This window comes from Streptomyces venetus, from assembly GCF_039540295.1.
GTDB classification, from domain to species: Bacteria; Actinomycetota; Actinomycetes; order Streptomycetales; family Streptomycetaceae; genus Streptomyces; species Streptomyces venetus.
The window spans coordinates 40,581-64,772 of sequence record NZ_BAABET010000003.1 but is presented as its reverse complement, the minus strand read 5'-3'; the positions used below and the strand labels follow the sequence as shown (position 1 = coordinate 64,772).

25 protein-coding genes and 1 pseudogene are annotated in these 24,192 nt (G+C 71.8%); 16 read left to right on the top strand and 10 right to left on the bottom strand.

All coding sequences use genetic code 11. From position 1 onward, the window contains the following. Positions 1-55: 55 nt before the first annotated feature. The 3 genes from ABEA82_RS10190 to ABEA82_RS10180 are packed head-to-tail and all read right to left on the bottom strand — an operon-like array spanning position 56 to position 3,251. Positions 56-1,747, bottom strand: a complete 1,692-nt coding sequence (locus tag ABEA82_RS10190; RefSeq protein WP_345661069.1) for a bifunctional 3'-5' exonuclease/DNA polymerase — start codon at positions 1,745-1,747, stop codon at positions 56-58. Positions 1,748-1,805: 58 nt separating this feature from the next. Further along, positions 1,806-2,549 (bottom strand): Clp protease N-terminal domain-containing protein, encoded by a 744-nt coding sequence (locus ABEA82_RS10185; protein ID WP_003991953.1) that lies wholly within the window; start codon positions 2,547-2,549, stop codon positions 1,806-1,808. A gap of 57 nt (positions 2,550-2,606) precedes the next feature. Continuing rightward, positions 2,607-3,251, bottom strand: coding sequence for a LysE family translocator (locus tag ABEA82_RS10180; RefSeq protein WP_345661068.1), 645 nt, complete (start codon positions 3,249-3,251; stop codon positions 2,607-2,609). 149 nt (positions 3,252-3,400) lie between these two features. On the opposite strand from ABEA82_RS10180, the gene ABEA82_RS10175 reads away from it, so the two are divergent. Further along, positions 3,401-4,501 (top strand): DUF2786 domain-containing protein, encoded by a 1,101-nt coding sequence (locus ABEA82_RS10175; RefSeq protein WP_345661067.1) that lies wholly within the window; start codon positions 3,401-3,403, stop codon positions 4,499-4,501. Positions 4,502-4,508: 7 nt separating this feature from the next. On the opposite strand, the gene ABEA82_RS10170 is transcribed toward ABEA82_RS10175, so the two are convergent. The 4 genes from ABEA82_RS10170 to rpmB all read right to left on the bottom strand — a co-directional run bounded on the left by ABEA82_RS10170 (position 4,509) and on the right by rpmB (position 6,534). After that, the gene (locus tag ABEA82_RS10170) at positions 4,509-5,051 is read right to left on the bottom strand and encodes a DUF4232 domain-containing protein (RefSeq protein ID WP_345661066.1); all 543 of its coding nucleotides are present in this window, start codon (positions 5,049-5,051) and stop codon (positions 4,509-4,511) included. Between the two features lie 137 nt (positions 5,052-5,188). Further along, positions 5,189-5,749 (bottom strand): hypothetical protein, encoded by a 561-nt coding sequence (locus tag ABEA82_RS10165; RefSeq protein ID WP_425588503.1) that lies wholly within the window; start codon positions 5,747-5,749, stop codon positions 5,189-5,191. 243 nt (positions 5,750-5,992) lie between these two features. Continuing rightward, on the bottom strand, positions 5,993-6,298 hold the full coding sequence (gene rpsN, locus ABEA82_RS10160) for a 30S ribosomal protein S14 (protein WP_345661065.1): 306 nt from the start codon (positions 6,296-6,298) through the stop codon (positions 5,993-5,995). Then, positions 6,298-6,534 (bottom strand): 50S ribosomal protein L28, encoded by a 237-nt coding sequence (gene rpmB, locus ABEA82_RS10155; RefSeq protein WP_345661064.1) that lies wholly within the window; start codon positions 6,532-6,534, stop codon positions 6,298-6,300. Before rpmB ends, rpsN begins: the two co-directional genes overlap by 1 nt. A 65-nt stretch (positions 6,535-6,599) precedes the next feature. Between rpmB and rpmG the strand changes: the two genes are divergently transcribed. The 5 genes from rpmG to ABEA82_RS10130 all read left to right on the top strand — a co-directional run bounded on the left by rpmG (position 6,600) and on the right by ABEA82_RS10130 (position 9,434). After that, the gene (gene rpmG, locus ABEA82_RS10150) at positions 6,600-6,764 is read left to right on the top strand and encodes a 50S ribosomal protein L33 (RefSeq protein WP_003991959.1); all 165 of its coding nucleotides are present in this window, start codon (positions 6,600-6,602) and stop codon (positions 6,762-6,764) included. A gap of 2 nt (positions 6,765-6,766) precedes the next feature. Continuing rightward, positions 6,767-7,024 (top strand): type B 50S ribosomal protein L31, encoded by a 258-nt coding sequence (locus ABEA82_RS10145; RefSeq protein WP_345661063.1) that lies wholly within the window; start codon positions 6,767-6,769, stop codon positions 7,022-7,024. A 3-nt stretch (positions 7,025-7,027) separates the two neighbouring features. Further along, entirely contained in the window at positions 7,028-8,365 is a 1,338-nt protein-coding gene (locus ABEA82_RS10140; protein ID WP_345661062.1) for a CobW family GTP-binding protein, read from the top strand. Positions 8,366-8,371: 6 nt separating this feature from the next. Further along, positions 8,372-8,605 (top strand): 30S ribosomal protein S18, encoded by a 234-nt coding sequence (rpsR, locus tag ABEA82_RS10135; protein ID WP_345661061.1) that lies wholly within the window; start codon positions 8,372-8,374, stop codon positions 8,603-8,605. Positions 8,606-9,215: 610 nt separating this feature from the next. Then, positions 9,216-9,434, top strand: coding sequence for a DUF397 domain-containing protein (locus ABEA82_RS10130; RefSeq protein ID WP_086847633.1), 219 nt, complete (start codon positions 9,216-9,218; stop codon positions 9,432-9,434). 93 nt (positions 9,435-9,527) lie between these two features. On the opposite strand, the gene ABEA82_RS10125 is transcribed toward ABEA82_RS10130, so the two are convergent. Further along, a complete protein-coding gene (locus ABEA82_RS10125) occupies positions 9,528-10,043 on the bottom strand; it encodes an ATP-binding protein (protein WP_345661060.1) in 516 nt (171 codons plus the stop codon). A gap of 342 nt (positions 10,044-10,385) precedes the next feature. On the opposite strand from ABEA82_RS10125, the gene ABEA82_RS10120 reads away from it, so the two are divergent. From ABEA82_RS10120 to ABEA82_RS10095, 6 genes and pseudogenes are all read left to right on the top strand, one after another. Next, positions 10,386-11,210 carry a helix-turn-helix domain-containing protein gene (locus ABEA82_RS10120; protein ID WP_345661690.1) on the top strand — a complete coding sequence of 275 codons (825 nt, stop codon included), beginning with the start codon at positions 10,386-10,388 and terminating at the stop codon, positions 11,208-11,210. 96 nt (positions 11,211-11,306) lie between these two features. Next, the gene (locus ABEA82_RS10115; protein WP_345661059.1) at positions 11,307-12,770 is read left to right on the top strand and encodes an aldehyde dehydrogenase family protein; all 1,464 of its coding nucleotides are present in this window, start codon (positions 11,307-11,309) and stop codon (positions 12,768-12,770) included. Positions 12,771-12,913: 143 nt separating this feature from the next. Next, positions 12,914-13,465, top strand: coding sequence for a DinB family protein (locus ABEA82_RS10110; protein ID WP_345661058.1), 552 nt, complete (start codon positions 12,914-12,916; stop codon positions 13,463-13,465). Between the two features lie 10 nt (positions 13,466-13,475). Beyond that, entirely contained in the window at positions 13,476-14,117 is a 642-nt protein-coding gene (locus ABEA82_RS10105) for a PadR family transcriptional regulator (RefSeq protein ID WP_345661057.1), read from the top strand. 73 nt (positions 14,118-14,190) lie between these two features. After that, positions 14,191-15,141, top strand: coding sequence for an ATP-binding cassette domain-containing protein (locus tag ABEA82_RS10100; RefSeq protein ID WP_345661056.1), 951 nt, complete (start codon positions 14,191-14,193; stop codon positions 15,139-15,141). After that, positions 15,138-15,897 (top strand): annotated as a pseudogene (locus ABEA82_RS10095) (ABC transporter permease). The gene ABEA82_RS10100 and the pseudogene ABEA82_RS10095 overlap by 4 nt, the downstream one beginning before the upstream one ends. 36 nt (positions 15,898-15,933) lie before the next feature. On the opposite strand, the gene gad reads toward ABEA82_RS10095, so the two are convergent. Together gad and ABEA82_RS10085 are read right to left on the bottom strand one after the other, a co-directional pair. Beyond that, positions 15,934-17,340, bottom strand: a complete 1,407-nt coding sequence (gad, locus tag ABEA82_RS10090; protein ID WP_345661055.1) for a glutamate decarboxylase — start codon at positions 17,338-17,340, stop codon at positions 15,934-15,936. Between the two features lie 43 nt (positions 17,341-17,383). Continuing rightward, the gene (locus tag ABEA82_RS10085) at positions 17,384-18,670 is read right to left on the bottom strand and encodes an ion channel protein (RefSeq protein WP_345661054.1); all 1,287 of its coding nucleotides are present in this window, start codon (positions 18,668-18,670) and stop codon (positions 17,384-17,386) included. 102 nt (positions 18,671-18,772) lie between these two features. Here ABEA82_RS10085 and ABEA82_RS10080 point away from each other — a divergent pair, with 102 nt between their 5' ends. The 4 genes from ABEA82_RS10080 (at position 18,773) to ABEA82_RS10065 (ending at position 24,183) form a co-directional block, all read left to right on the top strand. Then, the gene (locus ABEA82_RS10080) at positions 18,773-19,546 is read left to right on the top strand and encodes a MerR family transcriptional regulator (RefSeq protein WP_345661053.1); all 774 of its coding nucleotides are present in this window, start codon (positions 18,773-18,775) and stop codon (positions 19,544-19,546) included. Positions 19,547-19,761: 215 nt separating this feature from the next. Next, on the top strand, positions 19,762-21,696 hold the full coding sequence (locus ABEA82_RS10075) for an ABC transporter ATP-binding protein (protein WP_345661052.1): 1,935 nt from the start codon (positions 19,762-19,764) through the stop codon (positions 21,694-21,696). Further along, positions 21,693-23,186: a phytoene desaturase family protein gene (locus ABEA82_RS10070; RefSeq protein ID WP_345661051.1), complete on the top strand. Its 1,494-nt coding sequence runs from the start codon at positions 21,693-21,695 to the stop codon at positions 23,184-23,186. Before ABEA82_RS10075 ends, ABEA82_RS10070 begins: the two co-directional genes overlap by 4 nt. 238 nt (positions 23,187-23,424) lie before the next feature. After that, positions 23,425-24,183 carry a class I SAM-dependent methyltransferase gene (locus tag ABEA82_RS10065; RefSeq protein ID WP_345661050.1) on the top strand — a complete coding sequence of 253 codons (759 nt, stop codon included), beginning with the start codon at positions 23,425-23,427 and terminating at the stop codon, positions 24,181-24,183. Positions 24,184-24,192: the final 9 nt, after the last annotated feature.

The following is a 24,192-nucleotide window of genomic DNA, read 5'->3' as shown; positions in this document are numbered from 1 at the left end:
CGATCCCCCTCCCCTCCCTCACCCGGCCGACGACCTGGTCCGCGCCGCCGAGTGATCACTTGGCGTCCGCGTAGCACTCCACCACCGCCGTCGTGAACGGGAACCGCACCGGCGTCTGCCCGAAGGTGAGCCGCCCGGCCAGGGCCGCCGCCTCGCGGATCGCCGTCACGACCGCCGCCGTCTCCTCCTCGGGGCAGTGCACGATCACCTCGTCGTGCTGGAAGAAGACCAGCTCGGCCGACAGCTCCGCGCACGTCTTGCGCAGCGCGGCGAGCAGGAGCAGCGCCCAGTCGGCGGCACTGCCCTGGACGACGAAGTTGCGGGCGAAGCGGCCCCGCGCGCGGGCGTTGGTGGAGGCGTACCCGGGCACCCACTGCTGTGCGTCCTGCTGTGCGACGTCCTCCGGGAGCGGGATGCCCGCCTCCTCCGCGGCCTCGTCCGTCGCCCGGGCCGCGGGAGGACAGGTGCGCCCCAGCCAGGTCCGCACCAACCGCCCCTCCTCGCCGGCGCGGGCCGCCTCGTCGACGTACGCCACCGCCCTGGGGAAGCGGCGCCGAAGCGCGGCGAGGTTCTTCAGTCCGTCGCCGGAGGTCTGGCCGTAGACCGCGCCGAGCACGGCGAGTTTGGCCTGGGAGCGGTCGCCGGAGAAGGCGCGGTCGGAGACCGACTGGTACAGGTCGCTCTCCCGGCCGGCCACCTCCATCAGCCCGGGGTCGCGGGAGATCGCGGCGAGCACGCGCGGCTCCATCTGGTCGGCGTCGGCGACGACCAGCCGCCAGCCGGGGTCGGCGACGACGGCCCGCCGGATCACCTTGGGGATCTGGAGCCCGCCCCCGCCGTTGGTCACCCAGCGCCCGGTCACCGTCCCGCCCGCGAGGAACTCGGGCCGGAACCGCCCGTCGCGCACCCAGTCCTGGAGCCAGGACCAGCCGTGGGCGACCCAGATGCGGTACAGCTTCTTGTACTCGAGGAGCGGTTTCACCGCCGGGTGGTCGACCGACTCGATCTCCCACTTACGGGTCGAGGAGACCTTGATGCCGGCCTGCGCGAACGCCTTGACCACGTCCGCGGGCAGGTCGGGGCGGACCCGGCGGCCGAACGCGGCGGACACCTCGTCGGCCAGTTCGGCCAGGCGGCGCGGCTCGCCGCCCCCCGCGTACCGCTCGCCCAGCAGGTCGTGCAGCAGCGCGCGGTGCACCTCCGCGCGCCAGGGCAGCCCTGACCGGTTCATCTCGGCGGCCACCAGCATGCCCGCCGACTCGGCGGCCGTCAGCAGGCGCATCCGGTCGGGGTGCTCGGCCCGCTGGTGCCGCCGCTGCTGCTCGGCGTAGACCGTGAGGAGGTCCGCCAGGGGCAGGTGGACGCCCTGGGGTTCGAACAGGGAGGACTGCGAGCCCGGTTCGGCGGACCGCTGCGGCGGATCGGGCGGTACGGGACCGCCGCGCAGCCGGGCCAGGGCGGCGGCGGCCGAGCGGGGCTCCCCGTACCGTCCCTCATGGCCGAGGAGGAGTGTCTCGGCGGCCTCGATGTCGTAGCACCGCTCGACTCGCACCCCCGTGGCGAGCAGGCGGGGGTAGACCTCGGCGGTGGACCGCCACACCCACCGTGTGACCCCGGGCCGGCTCCGCACGGCCTCGGCGGGGTCCGGCTCCCGCGTCACCGGCCCGGCGGGCAGCCCGTCCGGGCCGAGGGGGGCGACGTCCACGCCACCGTCCTCGGCCGGAGCGAGCGCCCACCGGTCGGCCATGTCGCGAGTGTGGCAGGAGGGTCTGACAACGCCCCCTCGCCACCGCCCACCCGGGCGGTCAGGACTCGTCCAGCACGTCCTTCTGGGCCTCCGCGATCTTCTCCAGCACCCGGGCGAGGTACTGCTCGGTCCGCTCCTTGCCGATGCCGAGGCCGCTGAGGACGCCCTCGCCGTTCTCGTGCTCCAGCAGGGCGAGCAGGATGTGCTCGGTGCCGATGTAGTTGTGGCCGAGGCGCAGGGCCTCGCGGAAGGTGAGCTCCAGGACCTTCTTGGCGGCCTGGCCGTAGGGCACGAGCTCGGGGGCCTCGTCGACGGCCGGCGGGAGCGCCGCCGTCGCCGCCTCGCGGACGCTGTCGAGGGATACGCCCTGCTCGACGATCGCCTTCGCGGCGAGGCCCTCCGGTTCGGCCAGCAGTCCGAGGACGAGGTGCTCGGGCAGGCCCTCGGCGTTGTGCGCGGCCTTGGCGGCGTTGTGCGAGGCCATCACCGTGTTGCGGGCGCGGGGCGTGTAGCGGTTGAAGCCCTGGCTCGGGTCGAGGTCGGCCGACTCCTTGGGCACGAAGCGCTTCTGCGCCGCCTGCCGGGTGACCCCCATGCTCTTGCCGATGTCCGTCCAGGAGGCGCCGGAACGCCGGGCCTGGTCCACGAAGTGGCCGATGAGGTGGTCGGCCACCTCGCCGAGGTGATCGGCGGCGATCACGGCGTCCTGGAGCTGCTCGAGGGGCTCCTGGTGCACCTTCTTGATCGCCGCGATCAGGTCGTCGAGGCGTACGGATGACGTGATGTTCGGGTTCGTCGTCATGGTGTCAACCGTAGGTTGCACCCCTCAGGGTGTCAACCAAGAGTTGACACTCTGCGGCTACTTCGGCGAGGTCGCCACCAACCGCACCGCCAGCCCCGTGAACACCGTCCCGGAGACGATGTTCAGCCAGCGGTTGACCCGCGCGCTGCGCCTCAGGAGCGAGGCCAGCCGCCCCGCGAGCAGGCCGACGCTGCCGTCCCACAGGAAGCCCATCACCACGAGCGTGGCGCCGAGCAGCAGCAACTGCCCCTGGACATGGCCGAGCGACGGGTCGACGAACTGCGGCAGGAACGCCACGTTGAAGAGGATCACCTTCGGGTTGAGCAGGTTGGTGATCGCGCCCTGCCAGAACGCCCGCCGCATCCCGGAGCGCCGCCCTCCCGGCCGCTCGGCGTCCGCCTCGTCCTCCGGCACCGATGTGTCGCGGAACGCCTTCACCGCCAGGTAGAGCAGATACGCCGCGCCCGCCCAGCGCAGCACGTGGTACAGCGTCGGCAACGCCGTGAACAGGGCCGACAGGCCGAGGGCCGCCGCGACCGCGTGCACGAGCATCGCGCAGGCCACGCCGAACGCGGCCATCACCCCGGCGGTGGGTCCGCCCCGGCCGCCCATCGCCACGATGAACATCATGTCGGGGCCGGGAGTGATGCAGAGCGCGAAGGCGGCGACGAGGAACGCCGCGTAGAGAGACATGTCCACCATGAGGGCCATGCTCGAATCCCCGCCGCGGCCGTACGACCCAATTCCGGGGAGTGAGACGTAGGAGGTCACGGGTGCCCGGTACGGGGTGGGCGGGGGCACCGGGCCGACGCGACGCGGGCCCCGGGGCGGCGGCGTGGCACCATCGGCCCGTGAGTACGTCCAGCACCGTCGACCGCGCGTTCGAGGCAGCCCTGTACGAGACCGGCGAGACGGCCCTCGACACCGGCGCGTCCCTGCTCGCCTCCGATCCGGCAGCGGACGCCGAACTCGCCCGTCGTGGCGAGGAGTTCGTGGCCGCCGCCTGGCGACGCGGCTGGCAGCCGGCCGATGTCGTGCGGATCGTCCGGCGCGAGCTGGACGACGTCCACGTACGCCTTGCGGCGGAGCTGATCCGCGCACAGTCCGGGCGCGACCGGGCCCGAGGCCGCCGCTGGAGCGCGCAGCTCGCCGAGCTCCCCGCGGACGCCCCGTCCCGCACCGACCGCTTCTCGCATGCCACCGCCGTGCTGGAGCTGTACCGCCTGCTGCTGCGGCTGCCCGCGCTCGAGGCCCTCGACGAGTCACCCGGCGAGCCGAGGACCGAGTCCCGCATGCTCACCCGCATCCGCGCGCTGCTCGCCAAGGCGGAGGCCACCGGGTTCCCGGAGGAGGCCGAGGCGCTCAGCGCCAAGGCGCAGGAGCTGATGGCCCGGCACAGCGTCGACGAGGCGCTGCTCGCGTCCCGCGCGCCGTCGCCCGACACGCCAGGCGCCTGCCGGATCGGTGTCGAACCGCCGTACGAGCAGGCCAAGGCGGTGCTGCTGGACGCCGTCGCCACCGCCAACCACTGCCGGGCGGTGTGGAACGAGCCCCTCGGCTTCTCCACCGTCGTCGGCTTCGAGACGGACCTGGAAGCGGTCGAACTCCTTTACACCTCACTCCTCGTGCAGGCGACGACCGCCATGACGAAGGCGGAGGCCGCGCAGCGCGCCGGCGGCCGCAAGCGCACCAAGACGTTCCGGCAGTCCTTCCTCGCGGCCTACGCCCACCGCATCGGCACGCGCCTGGCCGAGGCCGCCGGGAGCCAGGTCTCCGACGACCTGCTGCCGGTGCTCGCCTCCCGCGACGTCGCCGTCACCGGCCGGCTGGACCGGATGTTCCCGGAGACGACCACCACCCGTCTGCGCGGGGTGCGCGACGCGGCGGGCTGGAACGAGGGCGCGCAGGCGGCGGACCGGGCCCAGGTCGGGCATCGGCCGCCGCTGCGCTGACGTCCCGTCAGTCGCCGGAGGACTCGAAGCCGCTCACCGAGGCCTGTGCCGCGCCGCCGGCCCCGTCCCTCCGGGCGACCTCGCCGTACGACCACGTCAGGGTGTGCGCGTCCCTTGTGGCGCCGGGCAGGGTGAAGGACGCCTTCCGCACGGGGAGGCTCTTCGGGGAGCCCGCCTCGCCCCGGACGTAGGTGATGGTGAAGGACGTGGTGCCGCCCTTGCCGAGCGTGAGCGACTGGGCCTTCGCGCCCTCGTCCGGGGACACGGACGTCGTGCTGTCGTCGGCCATCAGGTCCACGCCGGGGAAGCCCTTCAGCGTGCACTGCGCGCCCTTGTTGGTGAGCGTCACGGTGACGGTGCCGGTGTCGCCGGCGGCCGGTGCGGCGCCGGCCGCGACCTCCACGCCCATGTCGCCGATCGCGCACGCCGAGCCGGCCGGCCGGTCCGCGGTCTTGGCGCCGCCGTCGGCGGACTTGCCGTCGTCGCAGGCGGTCAGCAGGAGCGCCGCGGTGAGGGCGGCGGCCAGGGGGAGGGGAGAAAGGGTGCGCATGGGGACCTCTGGTGCGTGATGGCGAAGAGCGGTTCCGACGCGTGGATCATCTCCGACGCGGGGGCCCTCACGCACCCGGGCAGGCCGAAACGCCCTGCCGTGAGGCCACCCGCGTGAGCGGTCTCGACGGCAGGCCCCTAGCCGAGGCCCCCCGTCGGCAGCCCGGTCGGCAGCTTGCCGCCCTCGGCCTTGGTGTACGTCTCCTCGCCCCGGCCGCCCTCCCAGGTGACCTTCAGGGTGCTCCCGGACACCGAGTCGACCATGCCGGTCGTCCGGTCCTTGCTGCCGTCCGTGCACTTCAGGCGGATCATCTGCGTCCCGGACTGCTCGCCCGCGGAGCCGCTGCACACACTGCCGCCGGTGGCGAAGAGCGCGGCCTGCTTGCCGGTGACCACCAGGGCCACGGCCTTGCCGTCGGTCGTCGCGAGCCAGCTGCCGGCGAGCTTGCCGGCGGCCGATCCGCCGGAGCCGGAGCCGGAGCCGCTGCCGGATCCGGTGCCGGAGTCGGCCGAGCCGCCGCCGGTTCCGGCGGACGACGCGGCCGAGGGGGACGGGCTGGACGCCGCGTCGTCCCCGGAGCCGCCGCCGTCGCCGCTGCACGCGGTCAGCGCGAGCGCGCCCGCGAGGCCGGTGGCCGCCGCCGCGACCCGCAGCCGCCGACGGGGTCCCGGGCGGCGCGAGAAGATCACCGAAGTCACTGCAAGCCCCCAAGCTGTAGCCGGCCGACCGGCCCGGACCGGACCCACCGGCCCTGACCGGAACGATCGCAGCAAGCTACCAGCACCGGTCAAGAGCCCCCGGGGGCGAGGTCCCCCGGGGTCTCCGGCCGAGGCGGCAGGCCGGCGGGACCGGCAACGGAGCGACCGGCTCCCAAGGGCCGGCCTCCGCCCCACCTCGGGGACGACCAGCCCCCGGCCATCGACTGCGCGGCGCCCGGCCCCTCACCAGGACGCCTTCCGCACCCCGGGCAGATACCCTGCGTGCGCCTGCCCCCGCAGACTCACCCGGGACAGCCCGAACGCCCGGAAGTATCCCCGCGGCCGGCCGTCCACCTGGTCGCGGTTGCGTACCCGCGTGGCGCTCGCGTCGCGCGGCTGCCTGCGCAGCTCCGCCTGGGCGGCGAGCCGCTCCGCCTCCGTCGAGGACGGCCGCCGGACGATCTCCTTCAGCTCGGCCCGCCGGGCGGCGAACCGGGCGACGGTCTCCCGCCGCTTCTCGTTCTTCGCGATCTTGCTCTTCTTGGCCATCAGACCCTCACTCCCCGGGCGCGGACCCGGGCGACGGCCGCCTCGACCCCGATCGCGTCGACCGTCCTGATCCCCCTGGCGCTCAGCCGGAGGCGTACGTACCGGCCCTCGCTCGGCAGCCAGTAGCGCTTGGACTGGATGTTGGGGTCGAACCGGCGGGACGTGCGCCGGTGGGAGTGCGAGACGCGGTTGCCGAAGCCCGGCCGGGCCCCGGTCAGCATGCAGTGCGCGGACATGGGTGGTGACGTACCTCTCTGCCTCAGGTGCTGGAAATGGAATTCATTTTCAGTACTATAGCGGCATGGCACGCAACGAACTCCGGCCGGTCATCAAGCTCCGGTCCACCGCCGGGACCGGCTTCACCTACGTGACCCGAAAGAACCGCCGCAACGACCCGGACCGACTGACCCTGCGCAAGTTCGATCCGGTCGCCGGCCGCCACGTCGACTTCCGAGAGGAGCGCTGACCATGCGCCAGGGAATCCACCCGGAGTACGGCCCCGTCGTCTTCCGCGACCGTGCCGCGAACTACGCCTTCCTCACCCGCTCGACCCTCTCCGCCACGGCGGGCGAGAAGACCGTCGAGTGGGAGGACGGCAACACGTACGCCGTCGTCGACGTCGAGATCTCCGACGTCAGCCACCCCTTCTACACCGGCACCGCCCGCGTCCTGGACACCGCGGGCCGCGTGGAGCGCTTCGAACGCCGGTACGGAAAGAAGGGCTGACCGGTGCCCGACCTCTCCGTCGCGATCGTCGGCGGGCTGCACGCCGACGCCCGCAGGGCGGCCGTGGCGCGGCTGCTCGCCGACGTGCCCGGCAGTGTCGTGCTCCACCACGACCTGGCCACCGCCGCGGCCGGCACCGTCGTACGGACCGTCCGGGACGCCACCGGCGTCCTGGACGCGGGCGAGGCGCCGCTCGTCAACGACTGTGCCTGCTGTGCCCTGCGCGAGGACCTGGTGCCGGAGCTGGAGCGGCTCGCGGAGGCCGGGCGGACGCCGCTGGCCGTCGTCGAGCTGTGGGACTCCGTCGAGCCCAAGGCCATGGCCGAGGTCGTCACGGCCGGCGGGTTCACCGTCACGGGGGTCGTCACCGCCGTCGACCCGGCCCTGGTCCTGCCGTACCTCGGCAACGGCGACGACCTCGCCGACGGCGGTCTCGCCGCCGCCGCCACAGATCAGCGCACGGTCGCCGACACCTTCGCCCGCCAGCTGGAGTACGCCCCGGTCCTCGCGGTCGCCGAGTCCCCGGAGGCCGACGACGAGGACCGCGAGCTGCTCGCCCAACTCCACCCGACCGCCCACCAGGTCCCGATCGACCACACCCCCCGGCCGAACCCACACGAGCCCACAGACCCCCTGTGCCCGACCAGCACTGCTGATCCGGACCCCGGCTTCTCGCCCGCGGATGGCTCCGCGCCCGCCCCCGGGCTTCCGCCCACCCCCGGCGGCTCCCCCTTCCACGGTGGCCGCACACCCGGCCCCGCCGACGACGGCCTGACCGTGCCACCCCCACGCCGGCGCCCGCTCCCGCCCCTCGCCCGGGCGGCCCTGGCCGGCTTCGATGTCGAGGCGGCCGCCGCGGCCCAGCACCCGGCCTGTGCCCTGCTGCCCGTCGAGGCCGACGCGCACGGCGTCTCCACGCTGGTCTGGCAGCGGCGCCGCCCCTTCCACCCGGAGCGCCTCTACGCCGCCCTGGAGGACCTGACCTGCGCGGCGGCCCGCAGCCGGGGACGGTTCTGGCTCGCCGACAAGCCCGACACGCTGTTCCACTGGGACGCGGCGGGCGGCGCCCTGTGCGTGGAGAGCGCGGGGCCCTGGCTGGCCTCCCTGCCGGACGCGGCCTGGGAGATGATCCCGCCGGTGCGCCGCGCCGCCGCCGCGCTGGACTGGCACCCCGAGCACGGCGACCGCGGCCAGCACCTCGTCTTCACCTCGCCCGGCCTCGACCGGGACGGGTTGGAACGCCTGCTGGAGTCCTGCCTGCTGACCGACGCCGAGTACGCCGCCGGGCCGGATGCCTGGCAGCGACTGCCGCACCCCTTCGACACCCTCCTGGAGGTCTGACCCGAGATGCCCCGCAAGCCCGACCGCACGCCCGCGAAGAACCGGCCCAACCCCCTGGACCAGGCCGGGATCACCTACGTCGACTACAAGGACACCGATCTGCTGCGGAAGTTCATCTCCGACCGGGGCAAGATCCGCAGCCGCCGGGTCACCCGGGTGTCGTCCCAGCAGCAGCGGCAGCTGGCCCGGGCGATCAAGAACGCGCGCGAGATGGCGCTGCTGCCGTACTCCAGCCGTTGAGGGCGTCCGACCCGGGTGAGGTTCCCCACGCTTGACGGGTGGGGAACCTCATGCACGCCGTCCGGCCGTGGCGAACGGCCCTGCCGACCTGCCGTTCCGCAGGATTGACGGGCAGTCGGGGGGCCGGACGGCCGACCCGGTGTCGGGCGATGGTGCGAGCCGGGTCCCGTACGCGGAGACGACCTCGCGCTCCTCCGTGTGCACCATTTCTCCCTGCCCCCGCCCGCCGCCGCGGGCTTCCGTATCAGTGCAGGCAGGCCCGGTCGGCGAGCCTCTCCGGGCCGCTCCCAGCTCCCGCTTCTTCGACGCCCGGCCGCCCGCCGCAGCCGCCTTGCGGATGCTCCGCCTCCATACGACCTCCCCCGAACCCGCCGACTTCGGCGCCGGGCCCCGGGAACGCGAGGCAGTGTGGGTCCGTCAAACAGGCGAGAGCTTCGGTCAGCGGTCGTCAAAGCTGTAACCGCAGGACCACCCCGCGTGCACGTGCATCTGCCCATGCATCTGCACATGAACAGGGCTATGATCCGGGTCAGTTGACCACTGCATCAATGGCCACATCAGCCAGTGCACCACCGGGGAGCGACCTGTGGACCACGACGCGTACAACGGGATGGCGGCCACCAGGCTGCGTGGTGTGGCCTGGCAGAAGAGTCGGCACAGCAACTCGCAAGGCTCGTGCGTGGAGTTCGCCCGGCTGCCGGGCGGTGACGTGGCCGTGCGCAACTCGCGCTTCCCCGACGGCCCCGCACTGGTCTACACCCGCGCGGAGATCGAGGCCATGCTGCTGGGTGTGAAGGACGGCGAGTTCGACCACCTCGTGGGGGGCTGACAGCCGGGAGGTCCCCGGCGAAACCGGGGCAATCAGGGACTTGACGCGCTGTAACGCGCGTAGAACCGCGACGCGCGGAAGCGTCGCGGCTTCTTATTCCGCGGTCGGGTCCGAACCGGTCCGCGGCAGCCGGAACAGCGCCCAGACCACCTTGCCGCTCAGCGCGCCCGCGAGCGGATGCCAGCCCCAGCTGTCGCTGAAGGAGTCCACGAGGAACAGTCCGCGGCCCGACTCGGACGAGAAGTCGTCGGTCTCCCGGGCGACGGGACTGTCATGGCTGGGATCGCGCACCGCGCACACCAGCCGCTCGGTCCACCGCATCAGATGCAGCCGGACGGGAGGCTCATGACCGTTGACGCCAGGGGTGCTGCCCGGCAAGCCGTGCCGCAGGGCGTTGGTGACGAGTTCCGACACGACGAGACAGACGTCGTCGAAGCTGTCGCCCATGTCCCACTGGTCGAGGGTTCCGCGCGTGAACTGCCGCGCCTCGCGCACCGCTTCGTAGCGGGCGGGCAGGGCGCAGGAGGCGGCGTCGGACACGGCCGCAAGATCAAGCGGCGGAAGGCCCTGCCGTAACGGCTCGAGCATGGTCGATCCATTCGTCCCCATGCGAGGCACTCCCGGGAATTCGCGGTCGGTGCGATGCAGCGGTGGTGCGGCACCATGGTTTCGGATGCGTACAGCAGATGCAAGGGCAGATGCACGTGCACGTGACCGGAATGAGATGGCCCGTACCGCTTGTTGGCCAATTTTTCCCCTGTCTTCCTGCCCAACTCCGGCCGTTCGCTTGCCTCTTTCTTTCCTCCGCGCGCGAGCGCCTGCCGTCTGGATTCCGTTTCCGTAACCGGACGAGTACTGCTCGGAGTGTTTTAGTGGCAGACTTCGGCCCCTGAGACGTTGGGGAGGCTGGCGAACGTGAGCGCGGGAGAGCCGGGATCGGTGGTGCGGCGCATGCTGCTCGGATCACAACTCAGGCGTCTGCGTGAGGCGCGAGGCATCACGCGCGAGGCGGCGGGCTACTCGATCCGCGCCTCCGAGTCGAAGATCAGCCGGATGGAGTTGGGCCGGGTGAGCTTCAAGACCAGAGACGTCGAGGACCTGCTGACGCTGTACGGCATCACGGACGAGCAGGAGCGCGCCTCCCTGCTGTCGCTGGCCAAGGAGGCCAACGTCGCGGGCTGGTGGCACAGTTACTCCGACGTGCTGCCCAGCTGGTTCCCGACCTACGTCGGCCTGGAGGGCGCCGCCTCGCTGATCCGGGCCTACGAGGTGCAGTTCGTGCACGGCCTGCTCCAGACCGAGGCGTACGCCCACGCGGTGGTCCGGCGGGGCATGCAGGGCGCGAGCGAGGCCGACGTCGAACGGCGGGTGGCGCTGCGCCTGGAGCGGCAGAAGCACCTGGTCGACGAGCGGGCGCCGGACTTCCACATCATCCTGGACGAGGCCGCGCTGCGCCGCCCCTACGGCGACCGCGAGGTGATGCGCGGCCAGCTCCAGCACCTCATCGAGATCTCCGAGCGGCCCAACGTCCGCCTCCAGATCGTGCCGTTCAGCCTCGGCGGCCACTCCGGCGAAAGTGGCGCGTTCACGATCCTCAGCTTCCCGGAGTCCGACCTGTCGGACGTCGTCTACCTGGAGCAGCTGACCAGCGCGCTCTACCTGGACAAGCCCGAGGACGTCGCCCAGTACGAGAAGGCGCTCAAGGAGCTCCAGAGCGACAGCCCGGGACCCTCGGAGAGCCGGGACCTTCTCCGGGGCCTCCTCCAACTCTCCTGAAGGTCCCCTCCAACTCGCCTTAGACATCAGTACGATGACGTGTGATCAGATCGTGAAGGCGCGATCAGAGGTCTGCCAGGGATCGAGGGATCACTAATGTCGTCGTCCTACTTCACCGACCTTGCACAGCAGTACATCGACGGTGAGTGGCGCCCGGGTACCGGTTCCTGGGACATCATCGACTTCAACCCGTACGACGACGAGAAGCTCGCGTCGATCACCATAGCCACGGCCGACGAGGTCGATCAGGCGTACCAGGCCGCCGCCCGCGCCCAGAAGCAGTGGGCGGCGACCAACCCCTACGCCCGTCGCGCGGTCTTCGAGAAGGCCCTGAGGCTCATCGAGGAGCGCGAGGCGGAGATCTCCGAGGCCATCATCGCCGAGCTCGGCGGCACCCGTCTGAAGGCGGCCTTCGAGCTGCACCTCGCCAAGGAGTTCCTGCGCGAGGCGGTCCATCTGGCGCTGGCGCCCGAGGGCCGGATCATCCCCTCGCCGGTGGACGGCAAGGAGAACCGCGTCTACCGCGTGCCGGTCGGTGTGGTGGGCGTGATCAGCCCCTTCAACTTCCCGTTCCTGCTGTCGATCAAGTCCGTCGCACCGGCGCTCGCGCTCGGCAACGCCGTGGTGCTCAAGCCGCACCAGAACACGCCGGTCGTCGGCGGCTCCCTGGTCGCGAAGATCTTCGAGGACGCGGGGCTGCCCGGCGGTCTGCTGAACGTCGTCATCACCGACATCGCGGAGATCGGCGACGCCTTCATCGAGCACCCGGTCCCCAAGGTCATCTCCTTCACCGGCTCCGACCAGGTCGGCCGGCACGTGGCGACCGTCTGCGCCCGGCTGTTCAAGCGCTCCGTGCTCGAACTGGGCGGCAACAGCGCGCTGGTCGTCCTGGACGACGCCGACCTCGACTACGCGGTCGACGCGGCGGTCTTCAGCCGGTACGTCCACCAGGGTCAGGTCTGCATGGCCGCCAACCGGGTCCTGGTGGACCGTTCGGTCGCGGACGCGTTCACCGAGAAGTTCGTCGCCAAGGTGAAGACCCTCAAGGCGGGCGACCCGCGCGACCCGGAGACCGTCATCGGCCCGGTGATCAACTCCTCGCAGGCGGACGCCGTCTCCGGTGTGGTCGAGCAGGCCCTCGCCGAGGGCGCCACGGCCCTGGTGCGCGGCGGCCGGACCGACAACCTGGTCGAGCCGTCCGTACTGACCGGCGTCCCCGCCGACTCGGCGCTGCTGCGGCAGGAGGTCTTCGGACCGGTGGTCTTCCTCGTCCCGTTCGACGGCGAGGAGGAGGCCGTGCGCATCGTCAACGACACGCCGTACGGCCTGAGCGGTGCCGTCCACACCGGGAACGTGGAGCGGGGCGTCGCCTTCGCCAAGCAGATCGACACGGGCATGTTCCACGTGAACGACGGCACCGTCCACGACGAGCCGATCGTCCCCTTCGGCGGCGAGAAGCACTCGGGCATCGGCCGGCTCAACGGCGACACGATGCTGGACTCCTTCACCACGACCAAGTGGATCTCGGTGCAGCACGGGCGCAGCGGCTTCCCCTTCTAGACCTCGTACCGGCCTCGTACCGGATCTTGTACCGGACCTCGTACGGCACGGCGGGGCCCTTGCGGACGGCATCTGACCGCAAGGGCTCGTAGCTTCGTAGGTGTCAGGGGGAGACGCCCCCGGTCCGGCGAAAGGCGGCGGTCATGGTCACTCACGTTCCCGCGGAGGCACCCGGCGACGAGCGCGGAGCGCTCCTGTCCTTCCTCGCCGAGCAGCGCGGCGGCATCCGCCGGGCGGTGCTCGGACTGACCGCCGAACAGGCCACGAGCACGCCCAGCGCCAGCGAGCTGTCCCTCGCCGGGCTGGTCAAGCACGTCGCCGAGGTCGAACAGATGTGGATCTCCATGGCCAAGGGCGAGCCCCCGGCCGTCGTGCGGGACCAGAGCAACTGGCACGAGTGCTTCCGGCTGGTCGAGGGCGAGAGCGTGGAGTCACAGCTGGCGTACTGGGAGAAGGTCGCGGCCGAGACGGAGGACTTCATCCGCTCCGTGCCGAGCCTCGACGACACCTTCGCGCTGCCCGCCCAGCCCTGGTTCCCGCCGGACGGCCGCGTCTCCATGCGCTGGCTCTGTCTCCACCTCATCCGTGAGACGGCCCGGCACGCCGGCCACGCCGACATCGTCCGGGAGTCGCTGGACGGCCGGACGGCCTTCGAGCTGGTGGCCGAGGAACAGCAGGTGGCGGCCGGGTCCTAACCTGGACCGCATGTCAGCGATCCGTCTCCTCGTGCTCGGCGCGGTCCGTATGCACGGCCGCGCCCACGGCTACCAGGTGCGCAACGACCTGGAGTACTGGGGTGCGCACGAGTGGTCCAACGCCAAGCCCGGCTCGATCTACCACGCACTGAAGCAGATGGCGAAACAGGGCTTGCTGCACGCGCACGAGATCGCCCCGTCCACGGCCGGCGGCCCGCCGCGCACGGAGTACGAGATCACCGAGCAGGGGACCGAGGAGTACTACCGGCTGCTGCGGGACGCGCTGGTCACCTACGACCAGCGCGGGGACATGAAGACGGCCGCCGTCGGCTTCGTCGTCGACCTGCCGCGGGCCGAGGCCGTCGCGCTGCTGAAGGAGCGGACGCTGCGGATCGAGCAGTGGCGGGCCTCCGTCCTGGAGCACTACGTGCCCGAGGAGGGGCCCGAGCAGCTCGGTCACATCGGCGAGATCATGAACATGTGGGTCCATACGGCCGACTCCGAGGCCGAGTGGACCCACGGCCTGATCGAGCGCATCGAGGGCGGCGCCTACACCTTCGCCGACGAGGGTGATCCGTTCGTCGGCATCCTCGCCGAGGGCCAGGAGAACCCGTACGCGACGGAGGACGAGCACCCCGGGGACGCTCGCTAATCAAGTTTGACGAATGAGCGAGGCGGGGTTACCTTCGAATGTGTAGTCAAGTTTGACTAGCGAGGGAGGGTCAGTGGCCGACGCGGCGATCACCGTCGAAGGCGCGGAGAAGAGGTACGGCGACAAGAAGGCGCTGGACGGGCTCGACCTGCGGGTCGCGCGCGGCACGGTGCACGGGGTGCTCGGCCCGAACGGGGCGGGCAAGACCACCCTGGTCCGGATCCTGTCCACACTGCTGCGGCCCGACGCGGGCCGGATCGAGGTGGCCGGACGCGATGTGCTCGGCCAGGCCTACGAAGTACGCCTGCGCATCGGGCTGCTCGGCCAGCACGCCGCGCTGGACGAGGAGCTCGGCGGCCGCCAGAACCTGGAACTGTTCGGACGGCTGCACCACCTGGGCGCGAAACGGGCACGCGCGCGTGCCGACGAGCTCCTGGAGCGTTTCGACCTGGCCGACACGGGCCGCAAGGCGGTCCGGCAGTACAGCGGCGGCATGCGGCGCCGGCTGGACCTCGCGGCCTCCCTGATCACCGAACCGGAGGTGCTCTTCCTGGACGAGCCGACCACCGGCCTCGACCCGCGGGGCCGCGCCGAGGTGTGGGACTCCGTCCGTTCCCTGGTCGGCGGCGGTACGACGGTCCTGCTCACCACGCAGTACCTGGAGGAGGCCGACCAGCTCGCCGACCGCATCTCGGTCGTCGACACCGGCCGCGTCATCGCGGAGGGCACGGCGGACGAGCTGAAGGGGCTGATCGGCGGCGACCGCATCGACGTGGTCCTGCGGCACGCCGGTCAACTGGGCGCGGCCGTTGCCCTGCTGCCCCTCACCGGGGTCAGCGTCGACGCCGACCGCCGCCTGCTGAGCGCCCCGGTGACCGACCGCATGGAGGCGCTCTCCGGGGTCGTACGGGCCCTTCAAGAGTCCGGGATCGAGGCCGAGGACGTCGCGCTGCGGCGCCCGACGCTGGACGAGGTGTTCCTGCACCTGACCGGGGACGACCGCCGAGTGAAGGAGGCCGTGTGACCGCCTACGCCCTGACCGACGCCTGGACCATGACCCGCCGGGAGCTCTCCCGCTGGGGGCGGCAGCCGGTCCAGCTGGTCGTCAACCTCGTCTTCCCGGTGATGCTGCTGCTCATGTTCGGCTACCTCGTCGGAGGCGGCCGGGGGGTGAACGGCGCATACCGGGACTACCTCATCCCGGGCATGCTCGCGCTCACCATGGCCTTCGGCCTGGAGGGCACGATGCTCGCCGTCACGCAGGACCTCAACAAGGGCGTGATCGACCGCTTCCGTTCGATGCCGATGGCCAACGGAGCCGTCCTGGTGGGCCGTTCCGCCGCCGACATGCTGCAGTCGGCGATGGCCCTGGTGGTCCTCATCGGCGTGGGCGCCGCGCTCGGCTGGCGTGTCCACGGCGGTGGCCGCCTTCCTGGGGGCCGTGGGTCTGCTCCTGCTGTTCCGGTTCGCCATGCTGTGGATCGGCATCCACCTGGCGCTGGTGGCCGGCAAACCGGAGATGGTCCAGGCCGTGCAGATCCTCATCTGGCCGGTCGGCTTCCTCTCCAACGCCCTGGCCCTCCCCGACTCCATGCCCGGCTGGCTGGGCACGGTCGTCGAGTGGAACCCGATGTCCCACACGGCCACGGCCGTACGGGACCTGTTCGGCGTGCCCGGCGCGGAGTCCGGGCACGTGTGGCCGGCCGTGATCTGGCCCCTGGCCCTGCTGGCGGTGTTCTTCCCACTGGCCGTACGGCGGTTCGGGCGGCTGAGCCGCTAGGGCCTTGCCACGCCGGCCTGAGCCGAACGACCGGCCCTAGTGGTGAAACCCGGTGGCCGCGCTCCTGTCCTGGATCTGGGGGTGCGGCTGCCGGCGCAGCTCCGGCAGGAGCCGTTCCAGGTCCTGGGTGAGGAGTTCGGCGAGGTCGGCGGAGAAGCCGTTGCGGCACACCACCCGTAGCACGGACAGGTCCTCGCGGTTGGCCGGGAAGGTGTAGGCGGGCACCAGCCAGCCGCTCTCGCGCAGCCGCCGGGAGAGGTCGAAGACGTCGTACGCCTCCACGTCCGGAGCCGTCGTGAAGGCGAAGACCGGCAGCTGGTCGCCCCGGGTCAGCAGCCGGAAGTCCCCGAGCGCCTCGATCCGCGCGGCCATGCCCGTGGCCACGTCCCGCGCGGCCTGCTGGACGGCCCGGTAGCCGTCCCGGCCCAGCCGCAGGAACGTGTAGTACTGCGCCACCACCTGCGCGCCCGGCCGGGAGAAGTTCAGCGCGAACGTCGGCATGTCACCGCCCAGGTAGTTCACCCGGAACACCAGCTCCTTTGGCAGCGCCTCCGCGTCCCGCCACAGCGCCCAGCCGACGCCCGGGTAGACGAGGCCGTACTTGTGCCCCGAGGTGTTGATCGACGCCACCCTCGGCAGCCGGAAGTCCCACACCAGGTCCTCGTCGAGGAACGGCGCGACCATGGCGCCGGACGCCCCGTCCACGTGCACGGGGACGTCCAGACCGGTCCGTTCCCGCAGCGCGTCCAGCGCCGCGCACAGGTCCGCGATCGGCTCGTAGGACCCGTCGAAGGTCGAGCCCAGGATCCCGACGACCCCGATGGTGTTCTCGTCGCACAGGTCGGCCGCGGCCTGCGGGTCCAGGTGGAAGCGCTCGCCCTCCATGGGGACGAGGCGGGCCTCGACCTCCCAGAAGGTGCAGAACTTCTCCCAGCAGACCTGCACGTTCACGCCCATCACCAGATTGGGCCGGGCGCCCGGGTACCGGTCGGCGTTGCGCTTGGTCCAGCGCCGTTTCAGCGCCATCCCGGCCAGCATGCACGCCTCGCTCGACCCGGTCGTCGAACAGCCCACGGCCTTCGCCGGGTCGGGGGCGTTCCACAGGTCGGCCAGCATCGCCACGCACCGCCGCTCCAGTTCGGCCGTGCGCGGGTACTCGTCCTTGTCGATGATGTTCTTGTCGCGGCACTCGGCCATCAGCAGCCCGGCCTCCGGCTCCATCCAGGTGGTGACGAAGGTGGCGAGGTTCAGCCGCGCGTTGCCGTCGAGCATCAGCTCGTCGCGCACCAGCTGGTGGGCGGTGCCCGGTGCCATCGGCCGGCCCGGGAGCCGGTGCGTGGGCGGGGCCTCGACCATGCCGCCGAGCGGGTCGGCGGGGCCGTAGAAGGGATTGACGGACAGCCGGCGCTCGCCGGACTGGCGGGGGCCTTCGTGGAGCGGCAAGGGAGCCTCCGGTGTCGGGTGGGTTCGGTGCGGGGAGGGGAGGTCATCGGACCGGCGTGCCGTCCGGGCGCAGCTGCATGTGCGGCCGGCCCGTCACCAGCAGCCAGGCCGGCAGTGAGGCGACACAGAGCAGGGTGATGATCCCCGGCTCGGCGACCAGCACCGCGGCGACGAACAGGCTGATCCAGCCCTGCCGGGTGATGGCCAGCAGCGCCCCGAGCACACCGGCGGACACGCCCACCGAGGGGTGCACCCCGGACACCAGGGCGTGCGCGCACAGGCCGAGGGCGGTGCCGGCGAACACGGCGGGGAAGATCCGGCCGCCACGGAAACCGCAGGACGCGGCGACGAGCAGGGCGGCGAGCTTCACCACCGTCATCACGGCGAACTCCCCGGCCGACCAGCCGTCCGGGTCGTGTGCCAGTGTCGCGGTCTCGTCGAGCCCCTTGAACAGCGTCAGATGGCCACCCCAGGCCGCGAGGCAGCCCAGCACGATCCCACCGGCGGGGAGCATCAGCATCGGGTGCCGCAGCCGGCGAAAGGCTCCGTTCACGAAGGGGAAGGCGTACACGGCGCACAGGGCGAGCAGCGCGCCCACCGAGGCGACCACGACCGCCGCCGCCAGGTCGCCCCAGCCGGGACGCCCGAAGGACGGCAGGCCCAGGTCGAAGCTCGGGCGGTCGAGGAAGGCCACCGTCAGGGCACCGGTCGCCGCGGCGACCAGGGGCGCGAACACGTTGTCCCACAGCAGGCCGCGCATCGTCCGCCCGGCCAGCGCCTCGGAGATCACCAGGGCGGCCGCCACCGGCGTGCCGAACAGCGCGCCGATCGTCGCCGCCTCCGCCAGCACCGGCCAGATCCGGCCGGGCGCCCGGGGGAGGGCCCGGGCACCCAGCCAGGCCGCCAGGCCGACGTTCACGGTGATGACCGGGTTCTCGGGGCCGAGGCTGGGCCCGCCGGCCAGCATCAGCGCGGTCGCCAGCAGCAGCCCCGGCAGCACCACGGGCGGCAGGACGGGGGCGTCCAGGCCGATGGTGGCGGGATCCGGGCCCGCGTGTCCCGGCACCTTCCACACCACCAGCCCGACCGCGACTCCGGTGGCGAAGAGCACCGCGAACATCCACGCCACCGAGTACCGGCCGACCCCGAGCGCGTCCGGCACGGTCTGCCACAGCACGTCCTGGAGCTGCTCGGCGGCGGCCTCCACCCCGATCAGGAGCAGGCTGGAGATCACGCCCACGGCGACAGCGGGCACGATCGACGGCAGCAGGGTGCGGGCGGGTGTCGCCGGGGCGACGGAGGGTGTCTGCTGCTCGGAGTCCTGGACCACGGGCTCACGATAAGCGGACAAATATTGACAAACGGGAGACACGCTTGCACCTCACGCGGCGTGAGGCCCGACCGTGGAGCGCGTACCGAGAAGGGAGCGGAAGTGAGCTACTCCGTGGGACAGGTCGCGGGCTTCGCCGGCGTCACGGTGCGCACGCTGCACCACTACGACGACATCGGCCTGCTCGTCCCGAGCGCACGCAGCCACGCGGGGCACCGGCGTTACGGCGACGCCGACCTCGACCGGTTGCAGCAGATCCTGTTCTACCGGGAGCTCGGCTTCCCGCTCGAGGAGGTCGCCGCCCTGCTCGACGACCCGGTCGCGGACCCGCGCGCGCACCTGCGCCGGCAGCACGAACTGCTGACCGCCCGGATCGAGCGGCTGCGGAAGATGGCGGCGGCCGTGGAACACGCCATGGAGGCACGGAAGATGGGCATCGACCTCACGCCCGAGGAGAGGTTCGAGGTCTTCGGGGGCAAGGACCCGGAGCAGTACGCCGAAGAGGTGGAGGAGCGCTGGGGCGGCACCGACGAGTACGCCGAGTCGCGGCGCCGCACCGCGCGCTACACCAAGGAGGACTGGCAGCGCATCCAGGCCGAGACCGCCGACTGGGCGGAGCGCTACGGCGCCCTGATGTCGGCGGGCGAGCCGCCCACCGGCGAGGCGGCCATGACCCTGGCCGAGGAGCACCGGCAGCACATCCGCACCTGGTTCTACGAGTGCTCCCACGAGCTGCACCGCCGCCTCGGCGAGATGTACGTCTCCGACGAACGCTTCAAGGAGTTGTACGACGGGATGCGCCCGGGGCTCGCCGAGCACCTGAAGGACGCGATCGCCGCGAACGCGGACCGCAACCGCCCGGAACAGGCCGAGTAAGAAGTCACCCAAGAAGGCGAGCGCTTAACTTGTGAGGGTCCGCTCGCCTCTTCCCGCACCGCGACGGCCACCCGCTCACCGGTCAATTTACTCATAACTTGAGGCCGGATCAGCGTGTTAGCTTCGAACGCCTTGACGACGGGACTCGTGCGGCAGAGCTGCTTTCCGGAGCGTGCCGATGCCCGAACGACCGTCGGCAAACGGGGGGAGCGCCTGTGGCGAGTCACGTGAAAAACGCGAGCCCGGAAGTCGGGAGCCCGAACCGCGCGGAGTCGGTGGCGAGCGCCGCCAGAGCGCACACCGGGCTGCTGCTCACCGGCGTGCTGCTCGGCCTGCTGGGGGTGGGTGCCTCACTCGCCCAGCCCTGGGCCATCGGCAACCTGATCGAGGCGGCGGGCGGCGGAGCCTCGATGACCGGCCCCGTCGCCCAGCTCGTCGGTCTCTTCTGCGCGGGCGCCCTCTTCTCCTCGCTCCAGGCCTACGTCATCGGACGGGCCGGGGAGAACATCGTCTTCGACGTCCGTCAGATCCTGGTCGGGCGGCTTCTGCGCGCCGATCTCACCGCGTTCGGGAAAGAGTCCCAGGGCGACATCTTCACCCGCACGGTCACCGACACCTCACTGGCGAGAATCGCCCTGGCGCAGAGCCTCGCCCAGCTGATCGTCAGCGGCGCCACGGTCATAGGCGGCGTCGTGCTGATGTTCCTCATCGACCTGTGGCTGATGGTCATCACCATGAGCTGCCTGGGGGTCGCCAGCGTCATCTCCGTCATCCTCGCCCGGAAACTGCGCAAGGCCGCCCTGCGGAACCGGGACGACACCGGCGCCTTCGCCGGCGGCATACAGCGCGTGCTCTCCGCCCTGCCCACGGTGAAGGCGTCCCGCGCCGAGTCCCGTGAGGCCGCCCGCATCGGCGAACTGGCCGCGAGGACACGGCGCTCGGGCATCCGGGTCAACTCCTACAACGCCCTGCTGATGCCGTCCATGAACGTCGGTACGCAGGGCGCCCTGGCCGTCGTCGTGGGTGTCGGGATGTCCCGGGTGGCCCGCGGCGAGATGGACATGGCCGGTCTGACCACGTTCATCATGTACCTGTTCCAGCTGGTGTCGCCGCTGGTGATGCTCTTCATGGGGGTGGGCCAGCTCGTCCAGGGCAGGGCCGCCATCCAGCGGGTGGACGAACTCGCCCGCCTGCCCCAGGAAAGCGACGCCCCGGCCGCCGCGGCGGGCCCCGCGCCTTACGGGCAACTGGCCCCGCACTGGCCGGCGGTCGAGTTCCACGACGTGCGCTTCTCCTACCGGCGAGGCAAGCAGGCGGAGCGGACGCAGGTCCTGGGCGGCGTCTCGTTCAGCGTGCCGACGCGCGGACTGACGGCCGTGGTCGGGCCCTCGGGCGCGGGCAAGACCACCATGTTCCAGCTGATCGAACGCTTCTACCCGGTGGACGGCGGCGTCGTCCGGCTCGGCGGGCAGAACGTCCAGGCGCTGCCCCTCGACACGGTCCGCGGACTGGTCGGCTACGTCCAGCAGGACAGCACGGCCCTGCGCGGCACCATCCGGGAGAACCTGACCTACGCCAACCCCCACGCCGGTGACGACGCCGTCCGCGAGGCGGTGGAGATGGCCGGCCTCACCTCGGTGATCGCCCAGCTCCCGCACGGCCTCGACACCGAACTCGGCGACCAGGGCAGCGGGTTGTCCGGCGGACAGCGCCAGCGCCTGTGCATCGCCCGTACGCTGCTCCAGCGGCCCGCGGTCATGCTGCTGGACGAGGCCACCTCCAACCTGGACTCCGACTCGGAGCGGGACTTCCGCGAGGTGCTGCGCCGGGTCTCCCGCCGGTGCGCGGTCATCGCCATCGCGCACCGCATCTCCACGGTGGTCGACGCCGACCAGATCGTGGTGATGGAAGGGGGCCGGGTCCGGGCCACCGGTGTGCACCACGACCTGATGGAACGCGACGAGCTCTACCGGCGCCTCGCCGGCTCGCAACTGCACGCCGAGCCCGGCCCCGTCGCCCCGCCGCCGCGTCCGCAACCGGTGGAGCCGTGGGCGCCCCCGCCCTCCATCGCCGTCGGCTGGCCCTCGTACGCGGGACTCACCGAGCAGACGTTGCAGCTTCGGCCCATCCAGAGTGAGGAACAGTGGTGAGCACCACCGACGTCGCCATCGTGGGCACCGGACCCAACGGCCTCGCGGCCGGGGTGGTCCTCGCCCGTGCCGGACTGCGCGTGGAGCTGCACGAGGCGGCCGAGACCATCGGGGGAGGGCTGCGCACCGCTTCGCTCTTCGACTCCGGCGTGGTGCACGACATCTGCTCCGCCGTCCACCCCATGGCCGCCGCCTCCCCGTTCTTCCGCGCGTTCGACCTGCCGGCCCGCGGGGTCGAACTCCTGCACCCGGAGATCAGCTACGCCCATCCGCTGGACGGGGGCCGGGCCGCCCTGGCCTACCGCTCGCTGGAGAAGACCTGCGAGCACCTGGGCGTCGACGGGCCCCGTTGGCGCCGGCTGATGGGCCCGCTGCTCCAGCGCAGCGAAGCGGTCGTCGACCTCGTCCTCTCCGACCTGCGCCGGCTGCCCCGGGACCCGGTGGCCGCCCTGCTGCTCGCGAGCCGGGCGGCGGTCCACGGCAGCGGGCTCGGCGCGGCCCGCTTCCGGGGCGAGGAGGCACCCGCCCTGCTCACCGGCGTCGCCGCGCACGCGGTCGGCAAGCTGCCGAGCCTGGCGTCCGCGGGCGTGGCCATGCTGCTGGGCCACCTCGCCCACGGGACGGGCTGGCCGCTGCCGCGCGGCGGCAGCGGCCGTATCGCACAGGCGCTGGCCGAGGACATCACGGCGCACGGCGGTGTCTTCCACACCGGACACCACGTGGCGGACCTCGCCGAACTGGGCGGCGCACGGGCGGTGTTGCTCGACGTCAGCCCCAAGGGCCTGCTGGCCCTCGCGGGCGGCCGGCTGCCCCGTGCCTACGCACGCGCTCTGGAGCGGTTCCGCTACGGTCCGGGCGCCGCCAAGGTCGACTTCCTGGTCTCCGAGCCGATCCCCTGGACCGACCCGGCGGTGGGCCGCGCCGGGACCGTCCATCTGGGCGGCACACATGCCGAGATGGTGCGGCAGGAGACGGCGAACGCCCGCGGGGTGCGGACCGGGGAGCCGTTCGTCCTCCTGGTGGACCCGGCGGCGACCGACCCCGGGCGGGCCCTGCCCGGCAAGCGCCCGGTGTGGGCGTACGCGCACGTTCCGAACGGCGACCCGACCGACCCCTACGACCTGGTCCGGGCGCGCATCGAGCGCTACGCACCCGGGTTCGGGGACACCGTGCTCGCCCACCGTTCCGTCGCCGCCGCCGCGTACGAGGACTACAACCCCAACTACGTGGGCGGGGACATCGGTTCGGGGGCGATGACGCTGTACCAGACGATCGCCCGGCCCGTACCGCGCTTCGACCCCTACCGCACGCCGTTGCCCGGAGTCTTCCTGTGCTCCTCGGCCACGCCACCGGGCCCCAGTGTGCACGGAATGTCTGGATACCTGTCCGCACTATCCGCTCTCCGCCATTGTTTCGGGATATATGACGCACCGGACTTGGCGTTCGACATGTCGTCACTCGAATTCGGGCGGCCCGGCCTGGATCGATGAATTTGCGCCCGAAATCGATGGATCAGGCCATAACGCTTTGGTACGGTGTAGATAACGAAGTCTCCCCACAGGCTCCGTTGAGGCGTTACCGCGCTGATGTCTGACTAACCACGCGGGCGGTTGCGGAGCTTTCCGCCACCGATGTAGCCCGGCATCTCGACGTGCCCGGTTCCAGCTCCTCGGCTTCATGACGCTCCCATCGGCATGTCAGTGGGGACAGCATGTAGGGGGAATATCTGTGGATACCGGAGTCGACGACATAGGCTACGGCAGACAGTTCGAAGGCTGGTACGACCGGCTCATCCCGGACGACCGGCTTACCGCCGAGGCCGTAAAGGGGCTGGTGGCCCGCCACCCCGCTCCCGAGGCGGGAACCCTTGAATTCGGAGTCGGCACCGGGCGGATCGCCATCCCGCTCTCCCGGAGCGTCGGCCAGGTGACCGGCGTGGACTCCTCCCCGGAGATGCTGGACGCGCTGCGCGTCAAGCTGAAGGACGGCGGAGACGTCACTCCGGTGCACGGGGACATACGTGGCTACACCTCAGAGTCCCGTTACGGCATGGTGTATTCCGTGTGCGCGACCCTGTCGTGCCTGACCACCGCCGAGGACCAGCGGCGGGCGGTGCGGCGCGCGGCCGACCTCCTGGTCCCCGGCGGCCGGCTGGTGATCGAGACGCACAACAAGCCGGCGATCGTGGCCCTTCACGAGGGCCTGACCCGCACCTCGTACTTCGTCCCCTACCCGGAGCCGGGGACAGGCGTACAGACCCACTCCACCCTGCTCGACGGCGGCCTGTGGCAGTGCTCGCACATCCTGTACCAGAGCGACGGCACCACCAGGGTGGGCAACGAACTCACCCGGCTGACCACTCCGGACGACGTCGACGGCTACGCCCGCGCGGCCGGGCTGGAGCCCGAGGCCCGCATGTCCCGCTGGGACGGCACCCCCTACAGCGAACAGGCACCCCTGTTCATGTGTTGCTACGTCAAACCCTGAGCGCACTAC

Bases quoted from the DNA above. Each gene is read 5' to 3' on its own strand.
- ABEA82_RS10190 (WP_345661069.1), bottom strand. From the start codon at position 1,747: ATGGCCGACCGGTGGGCGCTCGCTCCGGCCGAGGACGGTGGCGTGGAC.
- ABEA82_RS10185 (WP_003991953.1), bottom strand. From the start codon at position 2,549: ATGACGACGAACCCGAACATCACGTCATCCGTACGCCTCGACGACCTG.
- ABEA82_RS10180 (WP_345661068.1), bottom strand. From the start codon at position 3,251: ATGGTGGACATGTCTCTCTACGCGGCGTTCCTCGTCGCCGCCTTCGCG.
- ABEA82_RS10170 (WP_345661066.1), bottom strand. From the start codon at position 5,051: ATGCGCACCCTTTCTCCCCTCCCCCTGGCCGCCGCCCTCACCGCGGCG.
- rpsN (WP_345661065.1), bottom strand. From the start codon at position 6,298: ATGGCCAAGAAGAGCAAGATCGCGAAGAACGAGAAGCGGCGGGAGACC.
- rpmB (WP_345661064.1), bottom strand. From the start codon at position 6,534: ATGTCCGCGCACTGCATGCTGACCGGGGCCCGGCCGGGCTTCGGCAAC.
- rpmG (WP_003991959.1), top strand. From the start codon at position 6,600: ATGGCACGCAACGAACTCCGGCCGGTCATCAAGCTCCGGTCCACCGCC.
- ABEA82_RS10145 (WP_345661063.1), top strand. From the start codon at position 6,767: ATGCGCCAGGGAATCCACCCGGAGTACGGCCCCGTCGTCTTCCGCGAC.
- rpsR (WP_345661061.1), top strand. From the start codon at position 8,372: ATGCCCCGCAAGCCCGACCGCACGCCCGCGAAGAACCGGCCCAACCCC.
- ABEA82_RS10130 (WP_086847633.1), top strand. From the start codon at position 9,216: ATGGCGGCCACCAGGCTGCGTGGTGTGGCCTGGCAGAAGAGTCGGCAC.
- ABEA82_RS10125 (WP_345661060.1), bottom strand. From the start codon at position 10,043: ATGGGGACGAATGGATCGACCATGCTCGAGCCGTTACGGCAGGGCCTT.
- ABEA82_RS10120 (WP_345661690.1), top strand. From the start codon at position 10,386: ATGCTGCTCGGATCACAACTCAGGCGTCTGCGTGAGGCGCGAGGCATC.
- ABEA82_RS10115 (WP_345661059.1), top strand. From the start codon at position 11,307: ATGTCGTCGTCCTACTTCACCGACCTTGCACAGCAGTACATCGACGGT.
- ABEA82_RS10110 (WP_345661058.1), top strand. From the start codon at position 12,914: ATGGTCACTCACGTTCCCGCGGAGGCACCCGGCGACGAGCGCGGAGCG.
- ABEA82_RS10105 (WP_345661057.1), top strand. From the start codon at position 13,476: ATGTCAGCGATCCGTCTCCTCGTGCTCGGCGCGGTCCGTATGCACGGC.